The organism is Martinezella sp. CNPSo 3964, assembly GCF_057784375.1.
Window position 1 is genome coordinate 195,613 of sequence record NZ_JBXSOW010000010.1, and the last position, 21,457, is coordinate 217,069.

General features: G+C 58.0%; 21 protein-coding genes and 1 riboswitch. Of the genes, 9 read left to right on the forward strand and 12 right to left on the reverse strand.

Annotation, left to right across the window (positions count from 1 at the left end; translation table 11 throughout):
• Position 1: 1 nt before the first annotated feature.
• Positions 2-1,732, forward strand: a complete 1,731-nt coding sequence (locus tag AC13Q5_RS27115; RefSeq protein WP_488503799.1) for a M14 family metallopeptidase — start codon at positions 2-4, stop codon at positions 1,730-1,732.
• Between the two features lie 35 nt (positions 1,733-1,767).
• On the opposite strand, the gene AC13Q5_RS27120 is transcribed toward AC13Q5_RS27115, so the two are convergent.
• Entirely contained in the window at positions 1,768-2,646 is an 879-nt protein-coding gene (locus tag AC13Q5_RS27120; RefSeq protein ID WP_488503800.1) for a LysR substrate-binding domain-containing protein, read from the reverse strand.
• Between the two features lie 104 nt (positions 2,647-2,750).
• Here AC13Q5_RS27120 and AC13Q5_RS27125 point away from each other — a divergent pair, with 104 nt between their 5' ends.
• From AC13Q5_RS27125 to AC13Q5_RS27135, 3 genes are all read left to right on the forward strand, one after another.
• A complete protein-coding gene (locus AC13Q5_RS27125; RefSeq protein ID WP_488503801.1) occupies positions 2,751-3,989 on the forward strand; it encodes a YbfB/YjiJ family MFS transporter in 1,239 nt (412 codons plus the stop codon).
• Positions 3,990-4,006: 17 nt separating this feature from the next.
• Positions 4,007-4,489: a YybH family protein gene (locus tag AC13Q5_RS27130; protein ID WP_075853059.1), complete on the forward strand. Its 483-nt coding sequence runs from the start codon at positions 4,007-4,009 to the stop codon at positions 4,487-4,489.
• 76 nt (positions 4,490-4,565) lie between these two features.
• A complete protein-coding gene (locus AC13Q5_RS27135; protein WP_488503802.1) occupies positions 4,566-5,831 on the forward strand; it encodes a glycoside hydrolase family 5 protein in 1,266 nt (421 codons plus the stop codon).
• Positions 5,832-5,882: 51 nt separating this feature from the next.
• Here the strand turns inward: AC13Q5_RS27135 and AC13Q5_RS27140 are convergent, their stop codons facing one another.
• From AC13Q5_RS27140 to AC13Q5_RS27150, 3 genes are all read right to left on the reverse strand, one after another.
• Entirely contained in the window at positions 5,883-6,947 is a 1,065-nt protein-coding gene (locus AC13Q5_RS27140; RefSeq protein ID WP_488503803.1) for a glycosyltransferase family 2 protein, read from the reverse strand.
• Between the two features lie 243 nt (positions 6,948-7,190).
• The gene (locus AC13Q5_RS27145) at positions 7,191-7,985 is read right to left on the reverse strand and encodes an SDR family NAD(P)-dependent oxidoreductase (protein WP_488503804.1); all 795 of its coding nucleotides are present in this window, start codon (positions 7,983-7,985) and stop codon (positions 7,191-7,193) included.
• Positions 7,982-8,182 carry a hypothetical protein gene (locus AC13Q5_RS27150; protein WP_488503805.1) on the reverse strand — a complete coding sequence of 67 codons (201 nt, stop codon included), beginning with the start codon at positions 8,180-8,182 and terminating at the stop codon, positions 7,982-7,984. The genes AC13Q5_RS27145 and AC13Q5_RS27150 overlap by 4 nt, the downstream gene beginning before the upstream one ends.
• Between AC13Q5_RS27150 and AC13Q5_RS27155 the strand changes: the two genes are divergently transcribed.
• Positions 8,181-9,119 carry a GlxA family transcriptional regulator gene (locus AC13Q5_RS27155; protein WP_075853055.1) on the forward strand — a complete coding sequence of 313 codons (939 nt, stop codon included), beginning with the start codon at positions 8,181-8,183 and terminating at the stop codon, positions 9,117-9,119. The genes AC13Q5_RS27150 and AC13Q5_RS27155 overlap by 2 nt on opposite strands.
• Before the next feature lie 104 nt (positions 9,120-9,223).
• Positions 9,224-9,826, forward strand: coding sequence for an inorganic diphosphatase (locus AC13Q5_RS27160; protein WP_488503806.1), 603 nt, complete (start codon positions 9,224-9,226; stop codon positions 9,824-9,826).
• Between the two features lie 452 nt (positions 9,827-10,278).
• Here the strand turns inward: AC13Q5_RS27160 and AC13Q5_RS27165 are convergent, their stop codons facing one another.
• The 4 genes from AC13Q5_RS27165 to aptA all read right to left on the reverse strand — a co-directional run bounded on the left by AC13Q5_RS27165 (position 10,279) and on the right by aptA (position 14,478).
• A complete protein-coding gene (locus AC13Q5_RS27165) occupies positions 10,279-10,875 on the reverse strand; it encodes a hypothetical protein (protein ID WP_075853053.1) in 597 nt (198 codons plus the stop codon).
• 150 nt (positions 10,876-11,025) lie between these two features.
• Positions 11,026-11,241 carry a hypothetical protein gene (locus tag AC13Q5_RS27170; RefSeq protein WP_488503807.1) on the reverse strand — a complete coding sequence of 72 codons (216 nt, stop codon included), beginning with the start codon at positions 11,239-11,241 and terminating at the stop codon, positions 11,026-11,028.
• A gap of 100 nt (positions 11,242-11,341) precedes the next feature.
• Positions 11,342-12,532: a formaldehyde dehydrogenase, glutathione-independent gene (gene fdhA, locus AC13Q5_RS27175; RefSeq protein ID WP_488503808.1), complete on the reverse strand. Its 1,191-nt coding sequence runs from the start codon at positions 12,530-12,532 to the stop codon at positions 11,342-11,344.
• A 224-nt stretch (positions 12,533-12,756) separates the two neighbouring features.
• A riboswitch (cobalamin riboswitch) is annotated at positions 12,757-12,956 on the reverse strand.
• A gap of 187 nt (positions 12,957-13,143) precedes the next feature.
• Positions 13,144-14,478, reverse strand: coding sequence for an omega-aminotransferase AptA (gene aptA / locus AC13Q5_RS27180; RefSeq protein WP_488503809.1), 1,335 nt, complete (start codon positions 14,476-14,478; stop codon positions 13,144-13,146).
• 143 nt (positions 14,479-14,621) lie between these two features.
• Between aptA and AC13Q5_RS27185 the strand changes: the two genes are divergently transcribed.
• Entirely contained in the window at positions 14,622-15,170 is a 549-nt protein-coding gene (locus tag AC13Q5_RS27185) for a cupin domain-containing protein (RefSeq protein WP_075853051.1), read from the forward strand.
• 127 nt (positions 15,171-15,297) lie between these two features.
• Here the strand turns inward: AC13Q5_RS27185 and AC13Q5_RS27190 are convergent, their stop codons facing one another.
• From AC13Q5_RS27190 to AC13Q5_RS27200, 3 genes are all read right to left on the reverse strand, one after another.
• On the reverse strand, positions 15,298-16,614 hold the full coding sequence (locus tag AC13Q5_RS27190; RefSeq protein WP_488503810.1) for an LLM class flavin-dependent oxidoreductase: 1,317 nt from the start codon (positions 16,612-16,614) through the stop codon (positions 15,298-15,300).
• Between the two features lie 18 nt (positions 16,615-16,632).
• Positions 16,633-17,637, reverse strand: coding sequence for an LLM class flavin-dependent oxidoreductase (locus tag AC13Q5_RS27195; RefSeq protein ID WP_488503811.1), 1,005 nt, complete (start codon positions 17,635-17,637; stop codon positions 16,633-16,635).
• 90 nt (positions 17,638-17,727) lie between these two features.
• Complete coding sequence (locus tag AC13Q5_RS27200) at positions 17,728-18,354, reverse strand: GNAT family N-acetyltransferase (protein WP_075853048.1); 627 nt, start codon at positions 18,352-18,354, stop codon at positions 17,728-17,730.
• Between the two features lie 504 nt (positions 18,355-18,858).
• Between AC13Q5_RS27200 and AC13Q5_RS27205 the strand changes: the two genes are divergently transcribed.
• Positions 18,859-19,311, forward strand: coding sequence for a GNAT family N-acetyltransferase (locus AC13Q5_RS27205; RefSeq protein WP_488503812.1), 453 nt, complete (start codon positions 18,859-18,861; stop codon positions 19,309-19,311).
• Here the strand turns inward: AC13Q5_RS27205 and AC13Q5_RS27210 are convergent.
• A complete protein-coding gene (locus AC13Q5_RS27210; protein WP_488503834.1) occupies positions 19,295-19,924 on the reverse strand; it encodes a GntR family transcriptional regulator in 630 nt (209 codons plus the stop codon). The two genes, AC13Q5_RS27205 and AC13Q5_RS27210, sit on opposite strands and share 17 nt — an antisense overlap.
• Before the next feature lie 389 nt (positions 19,925-20,313).
• Between AC13Q5_RS27210 and AC13Q5_RS27215 the strand changes: the two genes are divergently transcribed.
• The gene (locus AC13Q5_RS27215; RefSeq protein WP_457879211.1) at positions 20,314-21,441 is read left to right on the forward strand and encodes a BMP family ABC transporter substrate-binding protein; all 1,128 of its coding nucleotides are present in this window, start codon (positions 20,314-20,316) and stop codon (positions 21,439-21,441) included.
• The last annotated feature ends 16 nt before the right edge of the window (positions 21,442-21,457 follow it).

A 21,457-nucleotide genomic window follows, 5' to 3' on the forward strand; every position in this document is an offset into this window, starting at 1 on the left:
CATGACTCTGATTTTCGAAAGAAGTTTTGAGCGCACCCTCTCGCGCCTCGTCGCAGATGCCAAGCCCGATCAGAATTTCGAGGCATGGACCTTCGATGACAAAGAAAGCCGCCTGCAGGCAGAGCGCGAACTCAAGGAAAAGGGCGTAAAGGCGCGCATTCGCAGCGCCTACAAGCCGCTGGTGACCGCCTTCATCGAGGAGATTGATCTACGGGATGTGGACGCGATCGAGATCCACTATCCGGTTCACCCGAATGCGCCGGACAATCGCTTCCGGCTGGAAGCCTATCCGCTTGCGGCGATGGTCGGAGACCGGAAGATCACCTTCATCGCGAGAGCAGATGGCGACTTTCATTATGATGCGCTCTTGAAGAGCAATGCGGCTGGTGAACGCCGGTTGAAGGTGCTCGTACCAAATCGTATCCACATCGATGCAGCCGGCGAAACGAGCGTTTCTCCGACCGGCTGGATCGTACGGGATGGCAATGCGACGGGCGAAAGGCTCGCCACGGACTATGAACAGCTCTTCGAGGAGACCATCGCCGCGATTACTCATTTCGACTGGGGTGCAAGCGAGCCCTATTTCGAAGAGCTGAATATCCGCGTTGCCCTGCCGGCGACGGATGAGGCCTTGCCTGTTGGCGATGAAGTGATGAGCCTGCGCGAGGCGTTGCATGAAGATTTCTATTTTTCGCTGCTCGAATTCTTCCAGAAGAAATCCGGCCGGCCGCTGGGCGACCGCGGCTTGAAGCCAGGGCAGATCGTTCCGCAGGTCTTACTCTCCTCCGGCGAGATTTCTGTCAAAGTCGAGACGCAGCCGCTATCCGCTCACTACTGGGATGGCCTTGAGCAGCAGCTCGAGACGGCAACGGAACCTTTAGCCGTGCTGCAGATCGAGGCCGAGCTTGACAGGATCGGCGGCGAAGCGTTTGAGGCCGCTACTCGCTCCGGACGCTCTGTTCGAGCACGCTATGTCAAGGGCCGCGACGCGGCCGTGATGATCAGCGGCGGCCAGCACGCCAATGAGACGACCGGCGGCGCGGGCGCCCTGCGTGCGGCAAAGCGACTAGCCAAATTCGAAGGCGCCCATTTCACCATCTCGCCGCTGGAAAATCCCGATGGCTACGCGCTGCATCAGCGCCTGCGTCAGGACAGCCCGCGCCACATGTATCATGCCGCCCGCTACACCGCGCTTGGCGACGACCTCGAATACCGTACCGAAGAGAACGCCGGCCCATATCTCTTCGAGAAGAAGATCCGTTTCCAGGCGGAAAAGCTGAGCGGCGCGCAGCTGCATGTCAATCTGCACGGCTATCCGGCGCATGAATGGACGCGTCCGCTTTCCGGCTACGTCCCACGCAATTTCGCCATGTGGACACTGCCGAAAGGATTCTTCCTGATTGCCCGCTATCATTCCGGCTGGGCGACCCAGGCAGAACAGCTTCTGGATAAGGTCACGAAGCACCTCGGCGCCATCCCGGGACTGCTGGGCTACAATGACCGCCAGATCGCACTGTATGAAACCCATGCCGGCGAAACGGGCTTCCGTATCATCAACGGCTTTCCCTGCCTCGCCAATATCGACAATCGCCACACAGTGCCAATGACCCTGATCACCGAATATCCGGACGAGACCATCTATGGCGAAGCGTTTATCGCCGGCCACACAGCCCAGATGGAAACCGTGCTTTCGGCCTATAGTGCCTGGCAGGAGATCATGGCTTCCAGCTAGAGCGGATTCAGATTTTAGGTCGAACAGACCTAAAATCATCCGGCTCTAGGCCGGGCCGATCGGAGCATATCGAGGAGCGCGGTCATGGCGCTGGAGGTATAAGCGTCCTTCCTGCGCACGAAGAGCGTATCCACCAGCGACCGCTCCGGCGGGAGTTCGTGGATTGCAACCCTGCCCTCACCGGCGGCGGCGGCAACGACACCCCTCGGCAGAAGAGTGACGCCGACACCTGCCGACACGCAGCTGATGATCGTATCGAGAGAACCGAATTCCAGCGGTTTCGATGTGACGATGCCCATATCGGCAAGAAGCGATTCCAGTCGCTGCCGATAGGAGCATCCGATCTGGAAGACGATGGTCTTCAGATCGGCAATCTCGATTAAATCCTCCATTGTGTGGATGGCAGGCGTTGTCACGAGAACAAGCTCTTCACGAAAGATCACCTCGTGATCGAGATCGGGATGGCTGACGGGGCCTGCCACGAAGGCGGCCTCGACCCGGCATGAAACGACATCGTCGATCAACCGGCGGGTCGTACCGGTGGTAACGACGAGCCGCACCTGAGGATAGGTCTTGGCGAATTGGCCGAGGAGCGGCGACAATCGCAACGCCGTGGTCGTTTCCAGACTGCCGATGGAGAGCGTCCCGCCCGGCGAGCCGTCATCATGTGCGGCGGTGCGTGCATCGGCAAGAAGTTTGGTGATGCGGCCGACAAATGGCAGAATGCGTTGTCCCGCCGGCGTGGTCGATACGCCCCTTGCGTGCCGCTGAAAAAGGCTGACGCCAAGCTCTTCTTCCAACGCCCGAATACGCGCCGTTACGTTCGACTGTACCGTATGCAGCTCCTGTGCCGCCCGGTTCATGCTGCCGTGCCGCGATACCGCTTCGAAAACCCTGAGATCGGATACGTCCATGGCTTACATATCTCCAATAGAGATAGCTGTTCTCATAACAAATCAATTTTTATGATATAGCTTGCGGCGTATTCTCTCAAGCACTGATAGCTGAGAGAATTCCCATGACTGACGCGACGACGCACGAAATCGACAGAAACCATCATGGTACCCGGAAGGCATGGCGTGCCATCCTGTCGGCATTCTGCGCCTGCCTTATCGGCATCGGCCTCGCGCGTTTCGCCTATACTCCGCTCCTTCCCGCCATCGTCGACGCGCACTGGTTCGAAGCCTCTACGGCCGCCTATCTCGGTGCCGCTAATCTGTCGGGTTATCTGATCGGCGCATTGCTCGGGCGGACGCTCGCCGCGCGTTTTTCGACCGTCCTGACGCTCAAGGTCATGATGCTTGCCGCAACGGCCGCCTTCTTTGCGTGCGCCTTTCCCGTCAGTTTTGCGTGGTTTTTCGTCTGGCGCTTTGCGGCCGGCCTTGCCGGTGGCGTCCTGATGGTTCTGGCAGCGCCGACCGTCCTGCCGCTGATCTCGCCCTCTCGCCGGGGGCTTGCCAGCGGCGTGATCTTCATGGGCATCGGCTCCGGGGTTGCACTGTCGGGCACACTGGTTCCCCTGCTCCTCCAACAGGGCTTGCGAGAAACCTGGCTCGGCCTTGGCGTCCTGTCGCTGCTGCTGACGTTCATTGCCTGGGGCGGATGGCCGCATGATGTCGCTGGCCACTCCATACCGACGCAACACGCTACGCATGTACCAAAACGCTGGACACTGCATGCGCTCTATATCGAATACGCACTGAATGCCGCCGGCTGGGTTCCGCATATGATCTTTCTCGTGGATTTTGTGGCCCGCGGATTGGGACAGGGCCTGCAGGTCGGCGCGGAATACTGGGTGCTGTTCGGCCTCGGCGCGACCATCGGCCCGATACTCGCCGGGCATCTTGCCGATCGCACGGGCTTTGCCGCGGCGCTGCGGTTCGCCTTTCTTTTCGAGGCCGTCGCAGTCGCCATTCCCGCCTTTGGCCTCGGGCAGGCCTGGCTCATCGCTTCGAGCGTGATCGTCGGCGCATTCGTAACCGGCACGGTTCCCCTAATGCTCGGCAGGATCGCGGAGCTGCTTCCGCACCACCCGGCACAACAGAAAGTCGCCTGGAGCCTGGCAACCGTGTTCTTCGCGCTGTTCCAGGCGGCAGCCGCTTACGGACTTTCCTTCATCTTCGCGCAAACCGGCGGAAACTACTACCTGCTCTTCTTCATCGGAGCCGGCGCCATGGTTCTCGCCCTGGCGATCGATCTCTCCGTCGCGATGTTTATCCGCACCCCACAGGGGCACGCCGCGGATCATGACTCATGACAACAGGAGAATTGAACATGACAGAACTTTTGACTGAGATTACCGGCAGCGAAAACATGATGGGCGACGGCGGTGCCCTCGATGCACTTATTGGCTTTTATCGCGCCTTCAACGCCGGCGACCTGGACGCACTCGCCGCCAATTGGGCCGATGGCGACAAGCCAAGCATGGACAATCCGATCGGGGGCATCCGGCGCGGATGGCCGTCGATCCGTGATGGCTATGGGAAGCTGTTTGGTGGGAAGGCGAAAGTCCAGGTCACATTCCACGATTTCACCAGCCAGGGCGGCGATGACTGGCATCTGTTCGTCGGTCGAGAGAAGGGAAGTTGCATCACCGCCGATAGGAGTGTCGAGCTTCGCATTCGCACGACACGCTGGTTCACCCGGATCGACGGCGCCTGGCGTCAACTTCATCATCACGGCTCCATCGAGGAGCCCGCCCTGCTTGCTGCCTATCAGGAGATCATCTTCGGCGCACCGTTGGATCGACTGGCGTAGATGTTGTCACGTGATTTTGGCCTTCCACGCGGTGCCTTGCCCACATGGCGCCAAAGTTTCACGCGAGTTGGGATTCATGAGACATTTTCTGCTGTTGCTCGCCAGCCTGTCCATTATCTGCCTGGGGTCATTTGCCCCATCGGCATATGCCGAGGGATTCGTTCGTGCCGATCATCAGCGGATCGTCGATGGCAAGGGCAATCCCCTCATCCTGCGCGGTCTCGGCCTAGGCGGCTGGATGGTGCAGGAGGGCTACATGATGGGCCTTGCCAATCTCAAGGCGCAGCACATCATTCGCCGCCGCATATCCGAAGTCATCGGCGAGAAAAAGACAGAGCAATTCTATCGGTCCTGGCGGGAGAATGCGGTAACGAAAGCTGATATCGACGCGATGGCCAAATGGGGTTTCAACAGCGTGCGCCTGCCGATGCACTGGAACCTGTTCATCGAGGACAAGCACGGCAGGAACACGTCCAGAAACATTGTCTGGAACGAAGAGGGCTTTCGGCGGATTGACGTTTTGATCCGCTGGCTGAAAGCCAACGACATGTACTTGATCCTCGACCTGCATGCGGCACCTGGCGGCCAGGGTCACGACATCGCCATTTCCGACCGCAATCCGAACAAGCCGTCGCTCTGGCACAGCGATGAAAACCAGGCAATGATGATCGCGCTGTGGAGCGAGATCGCCCGTCGCTACAGCGACGAGCCGACGATCGCCGGTTACGATCTGCTCAACGAACCGAATTGGGGTTTTCAGGACAGAAAAGACAAAGGTGGCTGCCGCGAAACCGAAAACCGGCCGCTGCGCGATATCTATCAGCGCACCATCCGCGCCATCCGCGCGATCGATACCAACCATATGCTTCTCATCGAGGGCAATTGCTGGGGCAACAACTATGCCGGCGTGCTGCCGATCGACGACCGCAATACGGCGCTCAGCTTCCACAAATACTGGACACCGACGACGCAGGAATCGATCGAACCCTTTTTGAAGCTCCGCGAACAATATGACATGCCGCTCTGGAACGGCGAATCCGGCGAGAACAACAATGACTGGTATGCGCGTGCTGTAGAATTGCAGGAAAAGAACGGCATCGGCTGGTCGTGGTGGCCGTTGAAGAAAATGGGCGCTGGCAATCCGCTGGAGATCAAGACCAATGCCAATTATCGCCGCCTGACCGCCTATCTCCGCGGCGAGGGCAAGAAACCTTCCGCCAGGAGCGCCTTTGCCGGGTTGATGCAGCTCGCAACCGACAGCCGTTATGACAGGAATATCCATCATCAAGCCGTGGTCGACGCTTTGATGGGACCTTCGCGCAAATCGGGCATGACCGAATAGGATCAGTGTCGTCCATTGGCGCGAGGCATCTCCATGTCTTCCGGAGTCCAGCTATCCCATCGCATGCCTGATGGTCTTCGAGAGACGCAGGAGAAACGGAGGCCGGGACGAGGCCACAAGCTTCCACGAAAGGATGGTCTTTGCCATATCCCGAGGCAGGACACCGATCGAGAGAAACCATCCGGCCAGCATCAGGCGACGCTTGCGCGATGCATTCATCCTGAGACTGGCAACCGCGCCGGCCGTGGCAAGGGAGAGCCTGGAATCATTCGCAACAGGATGTTGGTCCCTGTCGATGCAAAGCGATGCCAGACGCTCCTCGATGTGGACGGGATCGCGCAGGCCGGCATCATCAGGCACATCCAATCCAATCTCCGTCGCCTGATCAGATAGGGCCTCCAATCGGCGGAAATCATGCGCTATGCGCCAACGCGCGCGCTGGCCGAGCCTTTCGGCAAAGACGGAATGATTGGCGCCATGTATGCGATAGGCGCCAAGGCAATCTTCGATGGAGGTTACCTCGCCATGGAGCGGTGCAACCGTGGCAAGATATCCATCTGCTCCCTGGCGAAACTCCGGCTCCGGCACCGGCATGACCTTCTCCAGCACCGAACGCCTGAATGCCAGACCGCTGGTGACCGTCGTCTGATAACGGCCTTTCCGCAACAATTCCGGAGTGACGTCACCGGAATCGAAAGGTAGTTCCACGGGTGGAAATATATCCTTTACATGCATCTGTTCGTCGACGATATGCAGCCTGAACTGCACCTGAGCTGTCTTCTCTTCCCAAGCTTCGACAACCTCCGATACCGCATCCGGATAGAGATAATCATCCGCATCGAGAAACAGCACGATCTCGCCGTGGCTGGATGCGAAGCCTGTGTTGAATGCAGCAGCATGTCCGCCGTTCACCTCGCGCAGACATGTCTTTATTCGCGAGCCATAGGAGGCGATGACATCAGCTGTCGCATCGGTCGATGCGTCATCGACGACGATGACCTCGGCATCGTCGTAATTCTGTTCCAATGCGCTATCGATACTGCGCCTCAGAAAATGTGCGTAGTTGTAGTTCGCAATGACGATGGAAACAGGAGTGTGGTCTTGGATGGAGTACATCGCATTGAACCTCGCATATCTGCTTTGGTCGCGGCGAACCTTCTCATTCAGGTCCTGATGGATGGTGTCGATACTGGCTGGGATATGCCATGACGCATAAGTGGTATTGCGTGATATGTCATGCAGCCGATGCTCGGATCATGTCGATCCGTTTTGCCTTTTCAAACCTCGCCAGTTTTATGGCTTTTGAATGACCGGCACATATGATGTGAATGCCGGCCACCCTATTCATTCGATCGATTCTTACCTCACTTGATAACGTCGAGCCGCGGCAGAGCGCGAGAGATTGGGCTTCAGGGCCTGCTGCGCATCTTCATAAGCCTTCTGCAGATCGACATCTTCGAGAGCGGGGATCGTCGCCAACTCTCCCTGATCAAAGCCAACCAGCGCAGCATCAACCATGTCCTCGGTCGACATGACGATCTCCGACGGCAGATGCTCCACGGGGACGCCAGCGACTGCCCAGAATTCCGTTGCAGTCGCCCCGGGCAGAACCGCCTGTATGCGAATATTCTTGTCCGCCAGCTCATGTTTCAGGGACTGGCTGAAGGCGAGCACGAAGGCTTTCGTGCCACCGTAGACGCCGTTCAACAGCTCCGGCGCGATTGCGACGATCGAGGCGATATTGATGATGGAACCGCCGCCACGCCGAACAAAGCCTGGCACGGCGGCATAGGTGAGCCGCATGAGCGCGGTGACATTCAGGTCGATCATCTGCTGCATCTTGTCGACATCGGCCTCCAGCAAGGGTGCCGCTCCGCCGAAGCCGGCATTGTTGACGAGAAGCGTGATCGCCTCATCCGTCCTCAGCACATGCTCCACACGACGCAGATCACTCTGGGAGCCGAGGTCCGCGGCAATCACTTCAACCTTACGTCCCGTCTCCGTGCGCAGCCGCTCCGCAATCGCCGAAAGTCGCTCTTCATTGCGCGCCACCAGAATGAGGTCGAAGCCCCGATGGGCGAGCCGATGCGCGTAGACGGCGCCAATGCCGGAAGAGGCGCCCGTTACCAATGCCTTGCCCGATGAATTTGTCATTGTTTCCATTCCTTGTCCTGCGGCGTCATTGTCCCGCTTACAATGATAATAGGCGCAAATGCCGATGACCGAAATGTCATATTCACCACGTTTTCAGACATCCAGAACGACGCATAATGGCCGGAACCATAGAAAGTTGATGCCGTTTTCGACCGATAAATGCTATAAACACCTTTTCCAGCCGTGAGTTTTGCCATGCATTCCATCGGATTTCTCGTCTTTCCCGGCTTTCAGGTCATGGGATTCACCGCAGTGACCGCCTTCGAGGTTGCAAATCTGGCGAGCGAGAGGGAGCTCTACCGTGTCACGCTGCTATCGGAGACAGGAGGGCATGTCCGCTCGTCGGCAGGGTTCAGTGTCGAAACGGAGGCATTTGGCGATGCTGCTTTCGATTCTCTTTTCATCGGCGCGGCGACAGAAGTTTCGGCCACATCTCCCGCGATCCTCGATTATATCCGTCGGGCTGCAAAATCCGCCCGGCGTGTCGCGGCTCCGTGTACCGGTGCCTTCGCTTTGGCTGAAGCCGGATTACTGGATGGCCGCCGCGCAACGACACATTGGGTCTTTGCGCGAGAGCTGCGGGATCGTTTCCCCGCCCTCAAGGTCGATGAGGACAAGATCTTCATCATCGACGGGTCCATCTGGACATCGGCAGGCATGACCGCCACCATCGATCTCGCCCTTGCAATGATCGAGAAGGATCACGGCGAGGAGCTGGCGCGAACCGTAGCCCGAAAGCTCGTCGTCTATCATCGTCGTGCCGGCGGGCAATCGCAATTTTCGACGCTTCTCGAGCTGGAGCCGAAATCCGACCGCGTTCAACGCGCGCTCGACTTTGCCGGACGAAACCTGCGCAAGATCGTATCGGTAGAGGAGCTGGCGGAGGCGGCAAGCCTCAGCCCACGCCAGTTCAACCGCGTCTTTCGCAGCGAAACCGGCCAGTCCCCCGCCAAGGCGGTCGAGAACATGCGGGTGGAGGCTGCGCGCCTGATGATCGAAGACGGTCGCCATTCGATGGATGAAATCGCCATCGAAGTCGGCTTTGCCGATCGCGAGCGCATGCGCCGCGCCTTCCTGCGCGTGCTCGGCCAACCGCCGCAGACGATCCGCCGCAATGTTCGCGCATTCGGGTAGATGGTGAGCCTGGACAGTTAGCTGTGCATTCACCGATCTATGTCACAAGCCCGTAACAACCCCTGATTAGGGCGATAGCGTTCAACCTTAACGCGGGGGCGTATATGAAAAAGCTTATCTCCGTCATTGCAATGACGATCCTTTCCACGGGTGTTGTTTCGGCTGCCGACTATGTGTCCTATATCGACTATCCTCAGCCGAAAGACGAAAGCCAGGAATTCTACACCGCCATCGAAATTCCTGCCGGCAGCTTCACCAAATATGAAATCGATGCCAAGACCGGCCACATCGTCGTCGATCGCTTCCAATCCATGCCGGTCGCTTATCCGGCCAACTATGGCTCCATTACTAGCTCGCTCGGTGGTGACGGCGATCCGCTTGACGCCCTCGTCTATACGCGCGAACCGATCGTTCCCGGCGCCATCGTCCGCGTGCGTGCAATCGGCGTGCTGAAGATGATCGACGGCGGCGAGGTCGACAACAAGATCGTTGCCGTACCCACCACCAAGATCGATCCGACCTACGATGGCATCAAGGAAATCTCCGATCTTCCCAAGCTGGAGCAGGACCGGCTGCAGGCATTCTTCCGCGTTTACAAGCAACTGCCTGACGCCCGCAAGGTCGTCGAAGTCGGTGGCTTCGAAAATGCGGAAGCGGCCAAGACCGAAGTTGCCGCCGCGATCAAGGCCTATAGCGAGAAGAAGTGAAATTGACCGAAAGGGGCGGCAGATGCCGCTCCTTTCAGGTTGCTGCCTGGTACGGAATAAACCTTCTCGGAGCCGAGCGTCATTGCGCCCCCTCAATCGGTCAGCTCAAAGAGAAGTCACGCCCAGCGCGTTTGCGTATCGCGGCCTCATTCCGTTGCCTCGAAGCAACTCAATACAACGATATCTGCTGTGCGCTCTGTCGGCCGCGTCAATCAACATCAGTGGGTTCGGTGTGATGTAGCACAGAGTACCGGCCCATTCCCCAACTTCAATAGCCGCATAGTCTCTGTAACGGCCTCGGATCTCTCTTCCTGTTCGGTTCAACTCTTGTGATCGACAGTGTCGAGGACAGATCCGCCTTGATGCTTGTTTGAAGGCGCAGCCATACACCTTCGATGACATGAGCATGTTTCAAGCAAAGAAAAAGCCCGCGTGAAGCGGGCTTCCTAATCTTATTCTGCTGCGCCAGCAGCCTTCGTCTTGCGCGTGCGCTTCGGCTTGGCTGCTTCTGCAGCAGCCGGTGCGGGAGCGGCTACGGAAGCAGCCTTTGTCCGAGTAGCCTTGGGTGCTGCCTTGGTAGCAGCAGGCTTGACAGCGGCCGACTTTGCCACCGCTGCGGGCTTGATAGCTTTCGCCTTCGGCTTCGTCTTCGAGGCCGCTGCCTTGCCTCCGGTCTTTGCCGCATTCAGAAGTGCGACGCGACGCTGGCGGTTCTGCTCGAGAGCCTGCCGGAAGCCGGCATCATGCTCTGCGTGATAGGCGAGATCATCGAGAAACTCAGCCACGTCCTTGATCGCGTCGACGACAACATAGCTCAATCCACGACCGGCGTTGACCGAGTCACGACCGACCGTCACGCCAAAGCCACCGGGAACACGCTGAAACCAAGTGGAGCGCCACTTCTTGAAACCTGCCGTGTCTCGCTCGTACTCCTCCAGATATGCCTTCTGTTCCGCTACTCGAGCACGAAATGTATCAACAACATTGCGTGCGCCAGCCTTCGGCTTATCAGCCTTTTTCGAAGTCCATTTCTCAAGAAAGTTTGCCATTGATCCGATCTCTTCAGGTTAGCGTTCTTTGTCAAGCCGCCGTTGCTTAGGAAGCGATGACGAAGCTCCTCCGCATGGATGCCCGCATATATGTAAAGGATAGATGTATAATGGCAACATAATACGTCATTATTATCGATAAATCGGCCTCTACAACCGCCTTTGGAGACCAGGCGCGCTCAAATTTTGCGAGTTTTCCGACCCGATTAGCCATTTCCAGACATGATCCGGAACTTCGGCAAGGCGTGCTGCGGCGCATACTTGCTCGAAATGTTCTATGGCGGCGCACAAACCTGCAGGTGTATCGACGAAGCAATTGATGCCGTCTCTGGCTTTTGCCGCCATTTTGTTGTCCGGCAAACTCATATGCGTTCACCGCTACAACACCGAGGGCAGAGATACCAACCTCCGCCCTCTGCCTGTATTCACCTCAGGATCACTCCGTGATCCTGTAAGTTCTTCTTTACTACGCCGCCTTCGTCAGCTCGCCGTGCGGATCGAGCACGAACTTCGTTGCAGCACCTTGATCGAAGCTCTCATATCCTTGTGCTGCATCTTCAAGAGAGATGATCTTGGCGTTGACAATATCGGCAATCGGCAACCTGTCGTGCAGGATTGCCTGCATGAGCTGGCGATTGTACTTCAGCACCGGCGTCTGCCCCGTATGGAAGGATTGCGCCTTCGCCCAGCCGAGACCAAAGCGCAGGGACAGGCTGCCTTGCTTTGCAGCATTGTCTGCGGCACCAGGATCCTCCGTCACATACAGTCCGGGTATGCCGATCGAACCAGCCGCTCGTGTAATCTCCATCATTTGATTGAGCACGATTGCCGGCTGTTCCCCGCCAGAATGACCACGCGCCTCGAAACCGACTGCATCGATCGCACTATCCACTTCATTGGTGCCGACGATCTCCGCGATCATATCGCCCAGACGATCGCTCTTGGAAAGATCGATGGGCTCGAAACCAACCTTGGCTGCATGTGCAAGCCGATCCTTGTTGAAGTCACCGATCATGACGACGGCGGCACCCAGGATACGAGCGGAAGCAGCAGCAGCCAGACCGACCGGTCCTGCACCTGCAACATAGACCGTGGAACCCACACCGACGCCTGCCCGAACAGCACCGTGAAAGCCTGTCGGCAGGATATCGGAAAGCATGGTCAGATCGCGGATCTTTGCCATGGCCTTGTCGCGATCGGGGAACTTCAGCAGGTTGAAATCCGCATAGGGCACCATGACATACCGCGCCTGGCCGCCGATCCAGCCGCCCATGTCGACATAACCGTAGGCACCGCCGGCGCGCGACGGATTGACCGTCAGGCAGACGCCGGTGTCCTGCGACTTGCAGCAACGGCAGCGGCCGCAGGCAACATTGAACGGGACGGAGACGATATCACCGACATCGAGCATCTCGACATCGATACCCTTTTCGATGATCTGCCCGGTGATCTCATGCCCGAGCACGAGGCCGGGCATCGCAGTCGTGCGGCCACGAACCATGTGCTGATCGGAACCGCAGATATTCGTGGAGATCACCTTTAGGATCACACCATGTTCGATGCGTCGGCCGTCCGGCGCCTCCAGCTTCGGATCGTCGATATCGCGCACTTCGACCCTGCCGGGCCGCATGTAGACCACGCCTCTGTTCCCAGTCATGCCATCTCCTCCTTGATTGAACGCTTGATGATTGCCCGAATGTCGGACCTCTTCGGATCGGCCCGCTCCTCAACGGGCTGAACGGCGGCAAAATCGGTCTCGGGAGCGGCAACTTTCGTGCCATCCAAGCCGGCGCATGCGTGACTGATGGGAAGCTGTGCGAGATTGAAACGGGGCTGATCTCAGGAAACCCCCATTCACCTCTCGATCGCCCACCGCGATCAGTCAAGCATGCCGTCAAGGCTGGTTTCCGGGCTTCGGACCTGTCCATTCGGATTTCCCGACACCTTCCCGGCACTTCTGCCAGTGGCATCGATCAGGACATTCGATCCGCTACCGTTGCGGGGGCAGCACCGGCCTGTGACCGGTTTCCCAATTATCCATCGGGACGCTTTCCGATGGCACCTTGAACATGTCCAGAAGATCACGGGAGGAGCCGTGTTGCGCATGAAAAAACGACATCGTCACCCAGCTGGGCGACATGAGATGCTTTCATTCCAGATGACGAGCCGCTGCCGGCAATCATGTCGTGGCAAAGGATGGAAGCGACCGTACAGCTTCTCGAATCGAGCCTGACCGACGCTATCTACACCGGCCAGGCTCAGAGATGATTAGGCTACCCGCTTCAAGGCATCGCCAAGCATGGAGACGATCGTTTCGATCTCAGCGCGCTCGATGATGAGCGGCGGAGAAAGCGCGATGATATCGCCGGTTACGCGGATCAGCAGGCCCTTCTGGAAGCAATCGACGAAGACGTCATAGGCGCGCGTGCCGGGAGCGCCATCGCGCGGCGCGAGTTCGACAGCGCCGACGAGGCCGAGATTGCGGATGTCGACCACATGCGGCAGGCCCTTCAGCGAATGCAGCGCATTCTGCCAGTCCTCGGCCAGCTCGGCTGCACGCGTCAACAGACCTTCTTCCTCGTAGATTTCCATGGTCGCCAGGCCGGCGGCGCAGGCGACAGGATGGCCGGAATAGGTATAGCCGTGGAAGAGCTCGATCTGGTTTTCTGGGCCGGTCATCAGGCCGTCATAGACCTTGCGGCTGGCAAAGACGGCGCCCATCGGTATCGTGCCGTTGGTGATGCCTTTTGCCGCCGTAACGAGATCGGGAACGACACCGAAATATTCCGTCGCGAACGGCGTGCCCAGACGGCCGAAGCCGGTGATGACTTCATCGAAGATCAAAAGGATGCCGTATTTGTCGGCGATGGCGCGCAACCGCTCCAGGTAGCCCTTCGGCGGCAGGACGACGCCGGCTGAACCGGACATCGGCTCGACAATGACTGCGGCGATCGTTTCAGCACCGTGCAGGGCGACCAGCCGCTCCAGATCCTCGGCAAGCTCGATGCCATGAGCCGGAAGGCCCTTGCTGAAGGCGTTGCGCTCGACGTCGAGCGTGTGGCGCATGTGGTCGGCGGGGATCTGCGGGAAGACACGACGATTGTTGACGAGACCGCCGACGGAAATGCCGCCGAAGCCGACACCGTGATAGCCCTTTTCACGGCCGATGATCCGAGTGCGCGTGCCCTGCCCGATCGCGCGCTGATAGGCGATGGCGATCTTGAGCGCGGTGTCGACGGATTCAGAACCAGAGCCCGTGAAGAACACGCGATCAAGTCCCGCCTCCGCACCGCCCGGCGCATGTGCGGCAAGCTTTGCCGCGAAATCGAAGGCGATCGGATGCCCCATCTGGAAGGTTGGCGCAAAGTCCATGGTGGAGAGCTGGTGTTCGACCGCCTGTGCGATCTTCTTGCGGCCATGGCCGGCATTGACGCACCAGAGCCCCGCCGTTCCGTCCAGCACCTTCTTGCCGTCGACATCGGTGTAATACATGCCGTCGGCCGCGGCGAGCAGGCGGGGAGCCGCCTTGAACTGCCGGTTCGCCGTGAACGGCATCCAGAAATTGTCGAGAACAGGGGTGTTCGGATGGGTGATCTTGTCCATGGTCGCCTCCATTGCGCTATCTCTGACATCAGCGATTTTCCTGTTCCGAACAAGTCCTTTTCTCACTACATTTAAGCCATTGATTTTACTTATATCACATGAGATGTTTTCGATATTTCGAACATCTGAAACCTGGAGCCATGATGTCCGTCGATATCGGCAATCGCCTGCGCCATCTGCGTCTGGCGCACAATCTCTCCCAACGCGAGCTTGCCAAGCGGGCGGGCGTTACCAATTCGACAATCTCGCTGATCGAATCCAATTCGGCCAATCCGTCCGTGGGCGCGCTGAAGCGCATTCTCGACGGCATCCCGATCGGACTTGCCGAATTCTTTGCCTTTGAACCGGAAGCGCCGAAAAAGGCCTTCTATGCGGCCGAAGAATTGGTCGAGATCGGCAAAGGCCCGATTTCCTATCGCCAGATCGGCGAAAACCTCTTCGGCCGCAGCCTGCAAATCCTGAAGGAGTGCTATCAGCCAGGAGCCGATACCGGCAAGGTACCTCTGGTGCATGAAGGAGAGGAAGGCGGTATCGTGCTCACCGGCCGCCTGGAGGTGACAGTGGATGACGAACGTCGCATTCTCGGCCCGGGCGATGCTTACTATTTCGAAAGCCGCCGTCCGCATCGCTTCCGCTGCGTCGGGCCGTATCCCTGCGAGGTCATCAGTGCATGCACGCCGCCGAGCTTTTAACGAACAAAAGAGCTTGGCCCGTCGATCATTCGCCATAGACCGTAGGAAGAGACGCAGATGACCCTGAGATCGAGGTATTTGATCTCGGGGTCATCCACTACCGTATGGCTTGCCCGTGTAACTACCGTCACGCCGTCTGGGAAAAATGCCGCAGCGGCCGGCTTTCTTCTATCTTATCCGGCAGGCCAAGATTGGAGCGCAGGGTCGCATCGGCATATTCCCTGCGATAGACACCGCGCTCCTGCAAAATCGGCACGACCTTCTCGACGAATTCGTCGAAGCCGCCGGGCGTCAGATGCGGTGCGAAGACGAAGCCGTCCGCCGCGTCGGCCTGCACATAGCGATTGATCTCGTCGGCGATACTTTCCGGCGTTCCGACGAACTGCTTTCGAGCGGTGACGCGGATGGCAAGTTCGCGGATGCTAAGGCGATCCCGCTCGGCAATCTCGCGCCACGACTGCGCCGTTTCCAGCCGCCGTTTGATATCCTGATTGCTGGCGCGGCCCTGAACCAGGTTCTCTCCGGAAACATCCGGATCGACATCCGGCAGCGGTCCATCCGGATCATAGCTTGAAAGATCCCGGTTCCAGACCTGTTCGAGAAACACGATCGCGCTCTTTGGACTGACCTGTTGCAGGCGTATCGCTTTCTGCTTCTTGTCAGCATCCTCCTGCGTATCGCCTATGACGAAATTGGCTCCAGGCAGGATTTTCAAAGCGTCGGGGCTGCGATCATATTTCGCCAAACGCTTCTTTACATCCGCATAGAAGGCTTGTCCCGCCTCAAGCGAGCCATGGCGGGAGTAGATCAGGTCTGCATGGCGAGCCGCAAATTCTCTTCCCTCATCGGAATCTCCTGCCTGAGCGATGACGGGAGCGCCCTGCAGCGAGCGCTCAAGCCCCGACCGTCCAGCAATATCGAAATATCTCGACCGGATCGAAAAATCGCCGCCGCCCCAGATGCTCTGTGCAGCTTCGATAAACCCACGCGCACGTTCGTAGCGCTGCTCATGGGGAAGGTGATCCGCGCGACGGAAATTCGCGCCGGTAAAGGCGTCGGGCGAAGTGACGACATTCCAGCCGGCACGTCCGCCGGACAGGATATCCAGTGTCGCCAATTGCCGGGCCAACACATACGGCTCATTGAAGGTGGTCGTCAGCGTACCGATCAGGCCGACATGTTCGGTAATCGAGGCAAGTGCCGTCAGAATGGCAAGCGTATTCGGCCGGCCTGCAACATCCAGCTCGTGAAAACGACCCTTCTGCTCACGGATGCGCAAGCCTTCCGCCAGGAATATGAAGTCGAACTTTCCTCGCTCGACCGTTTCGGCAAAATGGCGGAAGGACGCAAACTCGATCTGGCTTCCCGCGGCCGGATCGCTCCAGACCGTGAAATTATTGACGCCCGGAAATTGGGCTCCAAGAATTACCTGCTTCTTCGTCATGGGGCTCTCCTTGGAAATTCAGGCTGCGTTGGTATAGCGATTGCCGACTGCCGGCAGGCCAAATCGGCTTCTCAGCGGTCCCGTGGCGACCGGGCCAAGAAGTGATCGGGTCCTCAGCGCCGGAATAAGCTCGTCGAGCACATATGCCGCCTGCGCCGCGGGATCGCTGAGGGCGAGGCGAATACCGGTGATACCCGACCTGGCGAACTCACCAAGTTGCACCACATAGTCGTCAACCGATTTCGACGCGGCGTCGATGACGACGTCGACGATGAATGCTCGCACCCTATTCTCGTCCGCAGAGCGGATAGTTTCGACGACAGTGGCAATGTCCGGGCTATCCGGATGGACGAAGACGATATCGGCCGCCGAGGCGAGGGATAGGTCCTTCCCATGACGATAGGCTGCGGCGACCACCGGCTGCCCCTGAGGCGGGCGCGGCGTGATCGAGGGGCCGAGAACTTGAAAGCTGCTGCCCTTGAAATTGATGTAATGCAGCTTCGAGCCATCCAGAAATCGCTGGCTTTCCCTGTCTCGGATGATTGCCCCATCTTCCCAACTGTCCCATAATCCGCGAATGACGTCGACGACATCAAGCGCATCCTGACGCAAGGCGGAGCTTTCCGTTGCAGGAAAGCCATTGAGGGCGCCGATCGCTTGGCGGGCATGCACGGCACTCAACTCATCATGTTGCTGAACCAGGAAACCCGCCCTGCCCTCGCTTACGAAATCCAGCGTCGCAATGGCGGTCGAGATATGAAACGGCTCCAGGAAATTAACCGCAGCGCCGGGGATAATTCCGATATTGCTGCTGCGTGCTGCAAGCCAGTTTGCGAGCAGCACGGCATCCAGCCCATCTCCGTCGGGACGGGCAAAGCCATCTTCCAGCGTCACGAAATCGACCACTGTGTCGAAACGCGCTATAAGCGCCCGCCAGACATTTTTCTGCGCATCGCGCGGATTACGGGATTGCGCGGCGACATCTAAGCCGATGCCGAGCCTGAGACCATTTCGATGCGTCATGTGAAGTCCTGTTTCATGATGATTATGAATCCAAGCGCAGACTGCGCCGCCTGCCGGATTTGCTGATAACAATCGGAGACGCCATATCCGTCAGGCAGCGGAGGTTTCGTGAGCTGCAAGGCGGGCAATGATCAGTTGCTCTTGCGCAGCCTTCAACGCAGTCACGCGCGCCGTGGCCTCCTCAAAGGAGGCGGCGGGCGGGTAGATTGGAGTCAGGCCGGGTTCGCCCGTCCTTTTGCCGATGTGCTTTTCGAAAGGCAGAGAGCGATAGAAGCTCGGATCGACGGTCGGGTCGAAAAGAGGGCGATAGCCAAGCGATAGGTAGAAGGCTACTGCCTCCGGCTGGCGAAAGCCGGTACTAAGATAGGCCCTGTTATAGCCGAGTTGCCCGGCACTCTCCTCGAGCGCGACCATGATGCGGCGCGCCAGCCCCTGACGCCGGAGATCCGGATGCGCCCATATCCGTTTGAACTCGGCAGTTTCGTCGTCATGACTCATGAAGGCGCCACCGGCGATGGTTTGACCGTCGCGCTGCAGCAGGAGAAAATCGCCAAGCGGCGGAGCAAACAGGGCACTCGGATAGCGCACGATTTCCGCTCGCGCGCCGCCTGGGCGGCTGGCGGCGCCATATCTGCCATCATACTCGCTGGCAAGACCATCGATCAGCGGTTCCGCCGCTGGATCCAGCAATGACGACCGGACAATGATATCGTTCATGCATATGCCTCCAAACAATGTTCTGAAGGCTGCCCGGTGGACGGTCGTCAGGATCGCCGATCTTGCCGACCATTCTGTAAACTCCGCTCAGCGCTTCGCACGCAGAGCATGCATGATCGATAGTGCGCTTCGCACGGCACGATCTTTCATAGTGCGGTCGATGATTGAAACATCGTTGCCTGATTCATTTGCCTATTAAAATTATAGATTATATCGTCAAATTTGCGTCGTCTGAGGGGCTCAAGCCCATCTGTTTGATGGCTCCCGCAGCAAAGCCAAATCGCAAGCTCGAATCTGCATACGGCTTGGAGACGTCCGCCGCGTCTCTCGCGGCCTTCAGGTCGACTATGTTGCTGTTCGATGGATGGGCTGACAGACGATGCCAGGAAATCGAAATCGGCATTCCTGTTGTTCTCCCTTAAATCTTTCAGCATCCATAGGCCAGCCGAGCAGCATGGCAATACGGATTTCCATGAGATCGATATAGAAGGAGCTCAAAGCCAAATGGTCGAATTTAGAAGAGCGAACGATGCCGACCTTCAAGCGGTCGTCGCGCTGCTGGCAGAAGATGATCTTGGCGCAGGCAGAGAAGATACGAGCCTTCCTATCCCAGATGCCTATCGAACGGCCTTCGCAGCGATCGATGCCGATGCCAATCAATTTCTGGCCGTCGTAACGGACAATGGCAGTGTCATTGGCACCTTTCAGATCACGATCATTCCCAACATATCGAGATTGGGCGCGCTGCGGGGGCTGATCGAGGGCGTCAGGATCGACAAATCCCATCAGGGAAAGGGGATTGGCAAGCAGGCATTCGAATGGGCGTTTGATTATTGCCGTTCGAGGGGCTGCATTCGGGTGCAATTGACGAGTGACAAGTCACGCCCGGCAGCACTCCGCTTCTATGAAGCGCTGGGATTTGTCGCCAGCCACATCAGTTTCAAGAAAGTTCTCTGAGGCGCACCGCAAAGACGACGCTGACGCCGCTCACAATTTCGACATGCGAATAGGCCGCCTGGGCAGCGGCAACTCCGTCGGCCCGCATGATGGCCGTCACGATCTCTTCATGTTCGGCATAAGATTTCGTCAACCGGCCCGGCAGCCGGAACTGCGCTCGACGAAAAGGCGCAAGCCGCGCGCGGCTCTGCGTCACGAGTTCACAAATATGCTCATTGTGCGCACCTCGATAAAGCCGAGTGTGGAATTCGACGTTGTAGGCGGCATAATCCTCGTCCGCTCCTTTGTGAACGAGCCGGGCTGAGGCCCGATGCTCGACTTCCAGTAGACGCCGCTCATCCACCGTCATGCGCTCCGCCGAAAGCCGCGCGCATATCCCCTCGAGCTCCGCCATCGCCTCAAACATCGAGTGCAGATAGCTTTCGGTGACGTTGGTAACGACCGCGCTACGGTTCGGTTCTCGATCGACAAGACCCATCGCTCCGAGCTCGCGTAGCGCCTCGCGCACGGGTGTGCGTGATACGTCGAACCGTGTCGCAAGCGAGATTTCGTCAAGCTTTTCGCCTGGCAGCATTTGCCCGGTCACTATCATATCGGCAATCGCCCGAACCATCTGTTCGACCGTCTTTCCTGCCCGGACGACCTGTTTGCGCCTGACTTGTCCCACCACTGATTCTGCCTTTTCCGCCTTCTGTATACAGATGCCTTTCCCAGGAATTAAAGTCAAACTTCGAGTTAAACAATTGATTTTACGCCAATAAAATTCTTCCCACCTCAGGAATTTTCTAGAAGGTCGTATGTTCTGTTGCGTATTATGCTCCATTTATAGGTTCAGATTATATTTTAATCACACTGGAATTTAAATTGCATGCACTTTCCAGAATATTCTCTGTTTAAATTTATTTAATATAATAAAATCAATATATTATTATCTGGCATAGCTATTGCATACACTTTGATGCACCCACATTAATCGGCCCCCTCGCCGCAAGGAGCATCGTGATGACCAAACTCCTTTCCATGAACCGTCGCAATTTCCTTCAGACATCCGCCGCCGGCATGTTTGCCGGCCTTGCGCCCGGGCTTTTGGCAACTCGTGCCTCCGCACAAGCGGCATTGACCGTCGGCTTCATCTATGTCGGCCCCAAGGATGATTACGGCTATAACCAGGCGCATGCGGAAGGCGCCGCCGCCATCAAGGCGATGCCCGGCGTCACCGTTGTCGAGGAAGAAAACGTTCCAGAGACGGTCGACGTACAAAAGACCATGGAATCGATGATCAATCTCGATGGCGCCAAGCTCATTTTCCCGACGTCCTTCGGCTATTTCGATCCGCACATGCTGGCCATGGCTGCAAAATATCCCGACATCCAGTTTCGCCACTGTGGCGGGCTCTGGCAGAAAGACAAGCACCCGATGAATACGGGTTCCTACTTCGGCTACATCTTCCAGGGCCAGTATCTAAATGGCATTGCGGCGGGCTACGCGACGAAAAGCAAGAAGATAGGTTTCGTCGCGGCAAAGCCGATCCCGCAAGTTCTTCAGAACATCAATGCCTTCCTGCTCGGCGCCCGCTCGGTGGATCCGGCCATCACCTGCCAAGTGATCTTCACCGGCGAGTGGTCGCTTGCCGTCAAGGAGGCGGAGGCAACCAACGCGCTCGTCGATCAGGGCGCAGACGTCATCACCTGCCACGTCGACAGCCCCAAAGTCGTCGTGCAAACGGCGGCCGGCCGCGGCGCTTTCGTCTGCGGCTACCATGCCAACCAGAGCCCACTTGCCCCGGAAAAATACCTCACCGGTGCCGAATGGGCCTGGGGCAACGTCTACAGCAATTTCGTCAAACAGGCACAGGCCAGCCAAGCCTTGCCGAACTTCGTTCGCGGCGGCCTGAAGGACGGCTTCGTCAAGATGAGCGCACTTGGTTCCGGCGTTTCCGACGAGGCTCGCAAGAAATTCGAGGCGACCAAGGCCGAAATGATGGCCGGCGGCTTCTCCGTCTTCAAGGGTCCGCTGAAGGACAACAAGGGCAAGCAGGTCATCGATGGCGGCAAGACCTATGCCGAAGACGCGATCGAACTGGAAAGCATGGATTACCTGGTCGAAGGCGTGGTCGGGTCCACGGCCTGATCCCAAAGGGAGGCAA

Bases quoted from the DNA above. Each gene is read 5' to 3' on its own strand.
- aptA (WP_488503809.1), bottom strand. From the start codon at position 14,478: ATGGACAAGATCACCCATCCGAACACCCCTGTTCTCGACAATTTCTGG.
- AC13Q5_RS27115 (WP_488503799.1), top strand. From the start codon at position 2: ATGACTCTGATTTTCGAAAGAAGTTTTGAGCGCACCCTCTCGCGCCTC.
- AC13Q5_RS27210 (WP_488503834.1), bottom strand. From the start codon at position 19,924: ATGGTTCGGGCGATTGCCGATATGATAGTGACCGGGCAAATGCTGCCA.
- AC13Q5_RS27185 (WP_075853051.1), top strand. From the start codon at position 14,622: ATGTCCGTCGATATCGGCAATCGCCTGCGCCATCTGCGTCTGGCGCAC.
- AC13Q5_RS27215 (WP_457879211.1), top strand. From the start codon at position 20,314: ATGACCAAACTCCTTTCCATGAACCGTCGCAATTTCCTTCAGACATCC.
- AC13Q5_RS27165 (WP_075853053.1), bottom strand. From the start codon at position 10,875: ATGGCAAACTTTCTTGAGAAATGGACTTCGAAAAAGGCTGATAAGCCG.
- AC13Q5_RS27200 (WP_075853048.1), bottom strand. From the start codon at position 18,354: ATGAACGATATCATTGTCCGGTCGTCATTGCTGGATCCAGCGGCGGAA.
- AC13Q5_RS27190 (WP_488503810.1), bottom strand. From the start codon at position 16,614: ATGACGAAGAAGCAGGTAATTCTTGGAGCCCAATTTCCGGGCGTCAAT.
- AC13Q5_RS27130 (WP_075853059.1), top strand. From the start codon at position 4,007: ATGACAGAACTTTTGACTGAGATTACCGGCAGCGAAAACATGATGGGC.
- fdhA (WP_488503808.1), bottom strand. From the start codon at position 12,532: ATGACTGGGAACAGAGGCGTGGTCTACATGCGGCCCGGCAGGGTCGAA.
- AC13Q5_RS27140 (WP_488503803.1), bottom strand. From the start codon at position 6,947: ATGTACTCCATCCAAGACCACACTCCTGTTTCCATCGTCATTGCGAAC.
- AC13Q5_RS27170 (WP_488503807.1), bottom strand. From the start codon at position 11,241: ATGAGTTTGCCGGACAACAAAATGGCGGCAAAAGCCAGAGACGGCATC.
- AC13Q5_RS27160 (WP_488503806.1), top strand. From the start codon at position 9,224: ATGAAAAAGCTTATCTCCGTCATTGCAATGACGATCCTTTCCACGGGT.
- AC13Q5_RS27155 (WP_075853055.1), top strand. From the start codon at position 8,181: ATGCATTCCATCGGATTTCTCGTCTTTCCCGGCTTTCAGGTCATGGGA.
- AC13Q5_RS27145 (WP_488503804.1), bottom strand. From the start codon at position 7,985: ATGACAAATTCATCGGGCAAGGCATTGGTAACGGGCGCCTCTTCCGGC.
- AC13Q5_RS27120 (WP_488503800.1), bottom strand. From the start codon at position 2,646: ATGGACGTATCCGATCTCAGGGTTTTCGAAGCGGTATCGCGGCACGGC.
- AC13Q5_RS27195 (WP_488503811.1), bottom strand. From the start codon at position 17,637: ATGACGCATCGAAATGGTCTCAGGCTCGGCATCGGCTTAGATGTCGCC.
- AC13Q5_RS27135 (WP_488503802.1), top strand. From the start codon at position 4,566: ATGAGACATTTTCTGCTGTTGCTCGCCAGCCTGTCCATTATCTGCCTG.
- AC13Q5_RS27125 (WP_488503801.1), top strand. From the start codon at position 2,751: ATGACTGACGCGACGACGCACGAAATCGACAGAAACCATCATGGTACC.
- AC13Q5_RS27150 (WP_488503805.1), bottom strand. From the start codon at position 8,182: ATGGCAAAACTCACGGCTGGAAAAGGTGTTTATAGCATTTATCGGTCG.
- AC13Q5_RS27205 (WP_488503812.1), top strand. From the start codon at position 18,859: ATGGTCGAATTTAGAAGAGCGAACGATGCCGACCTTCAAGCGGTCGTC.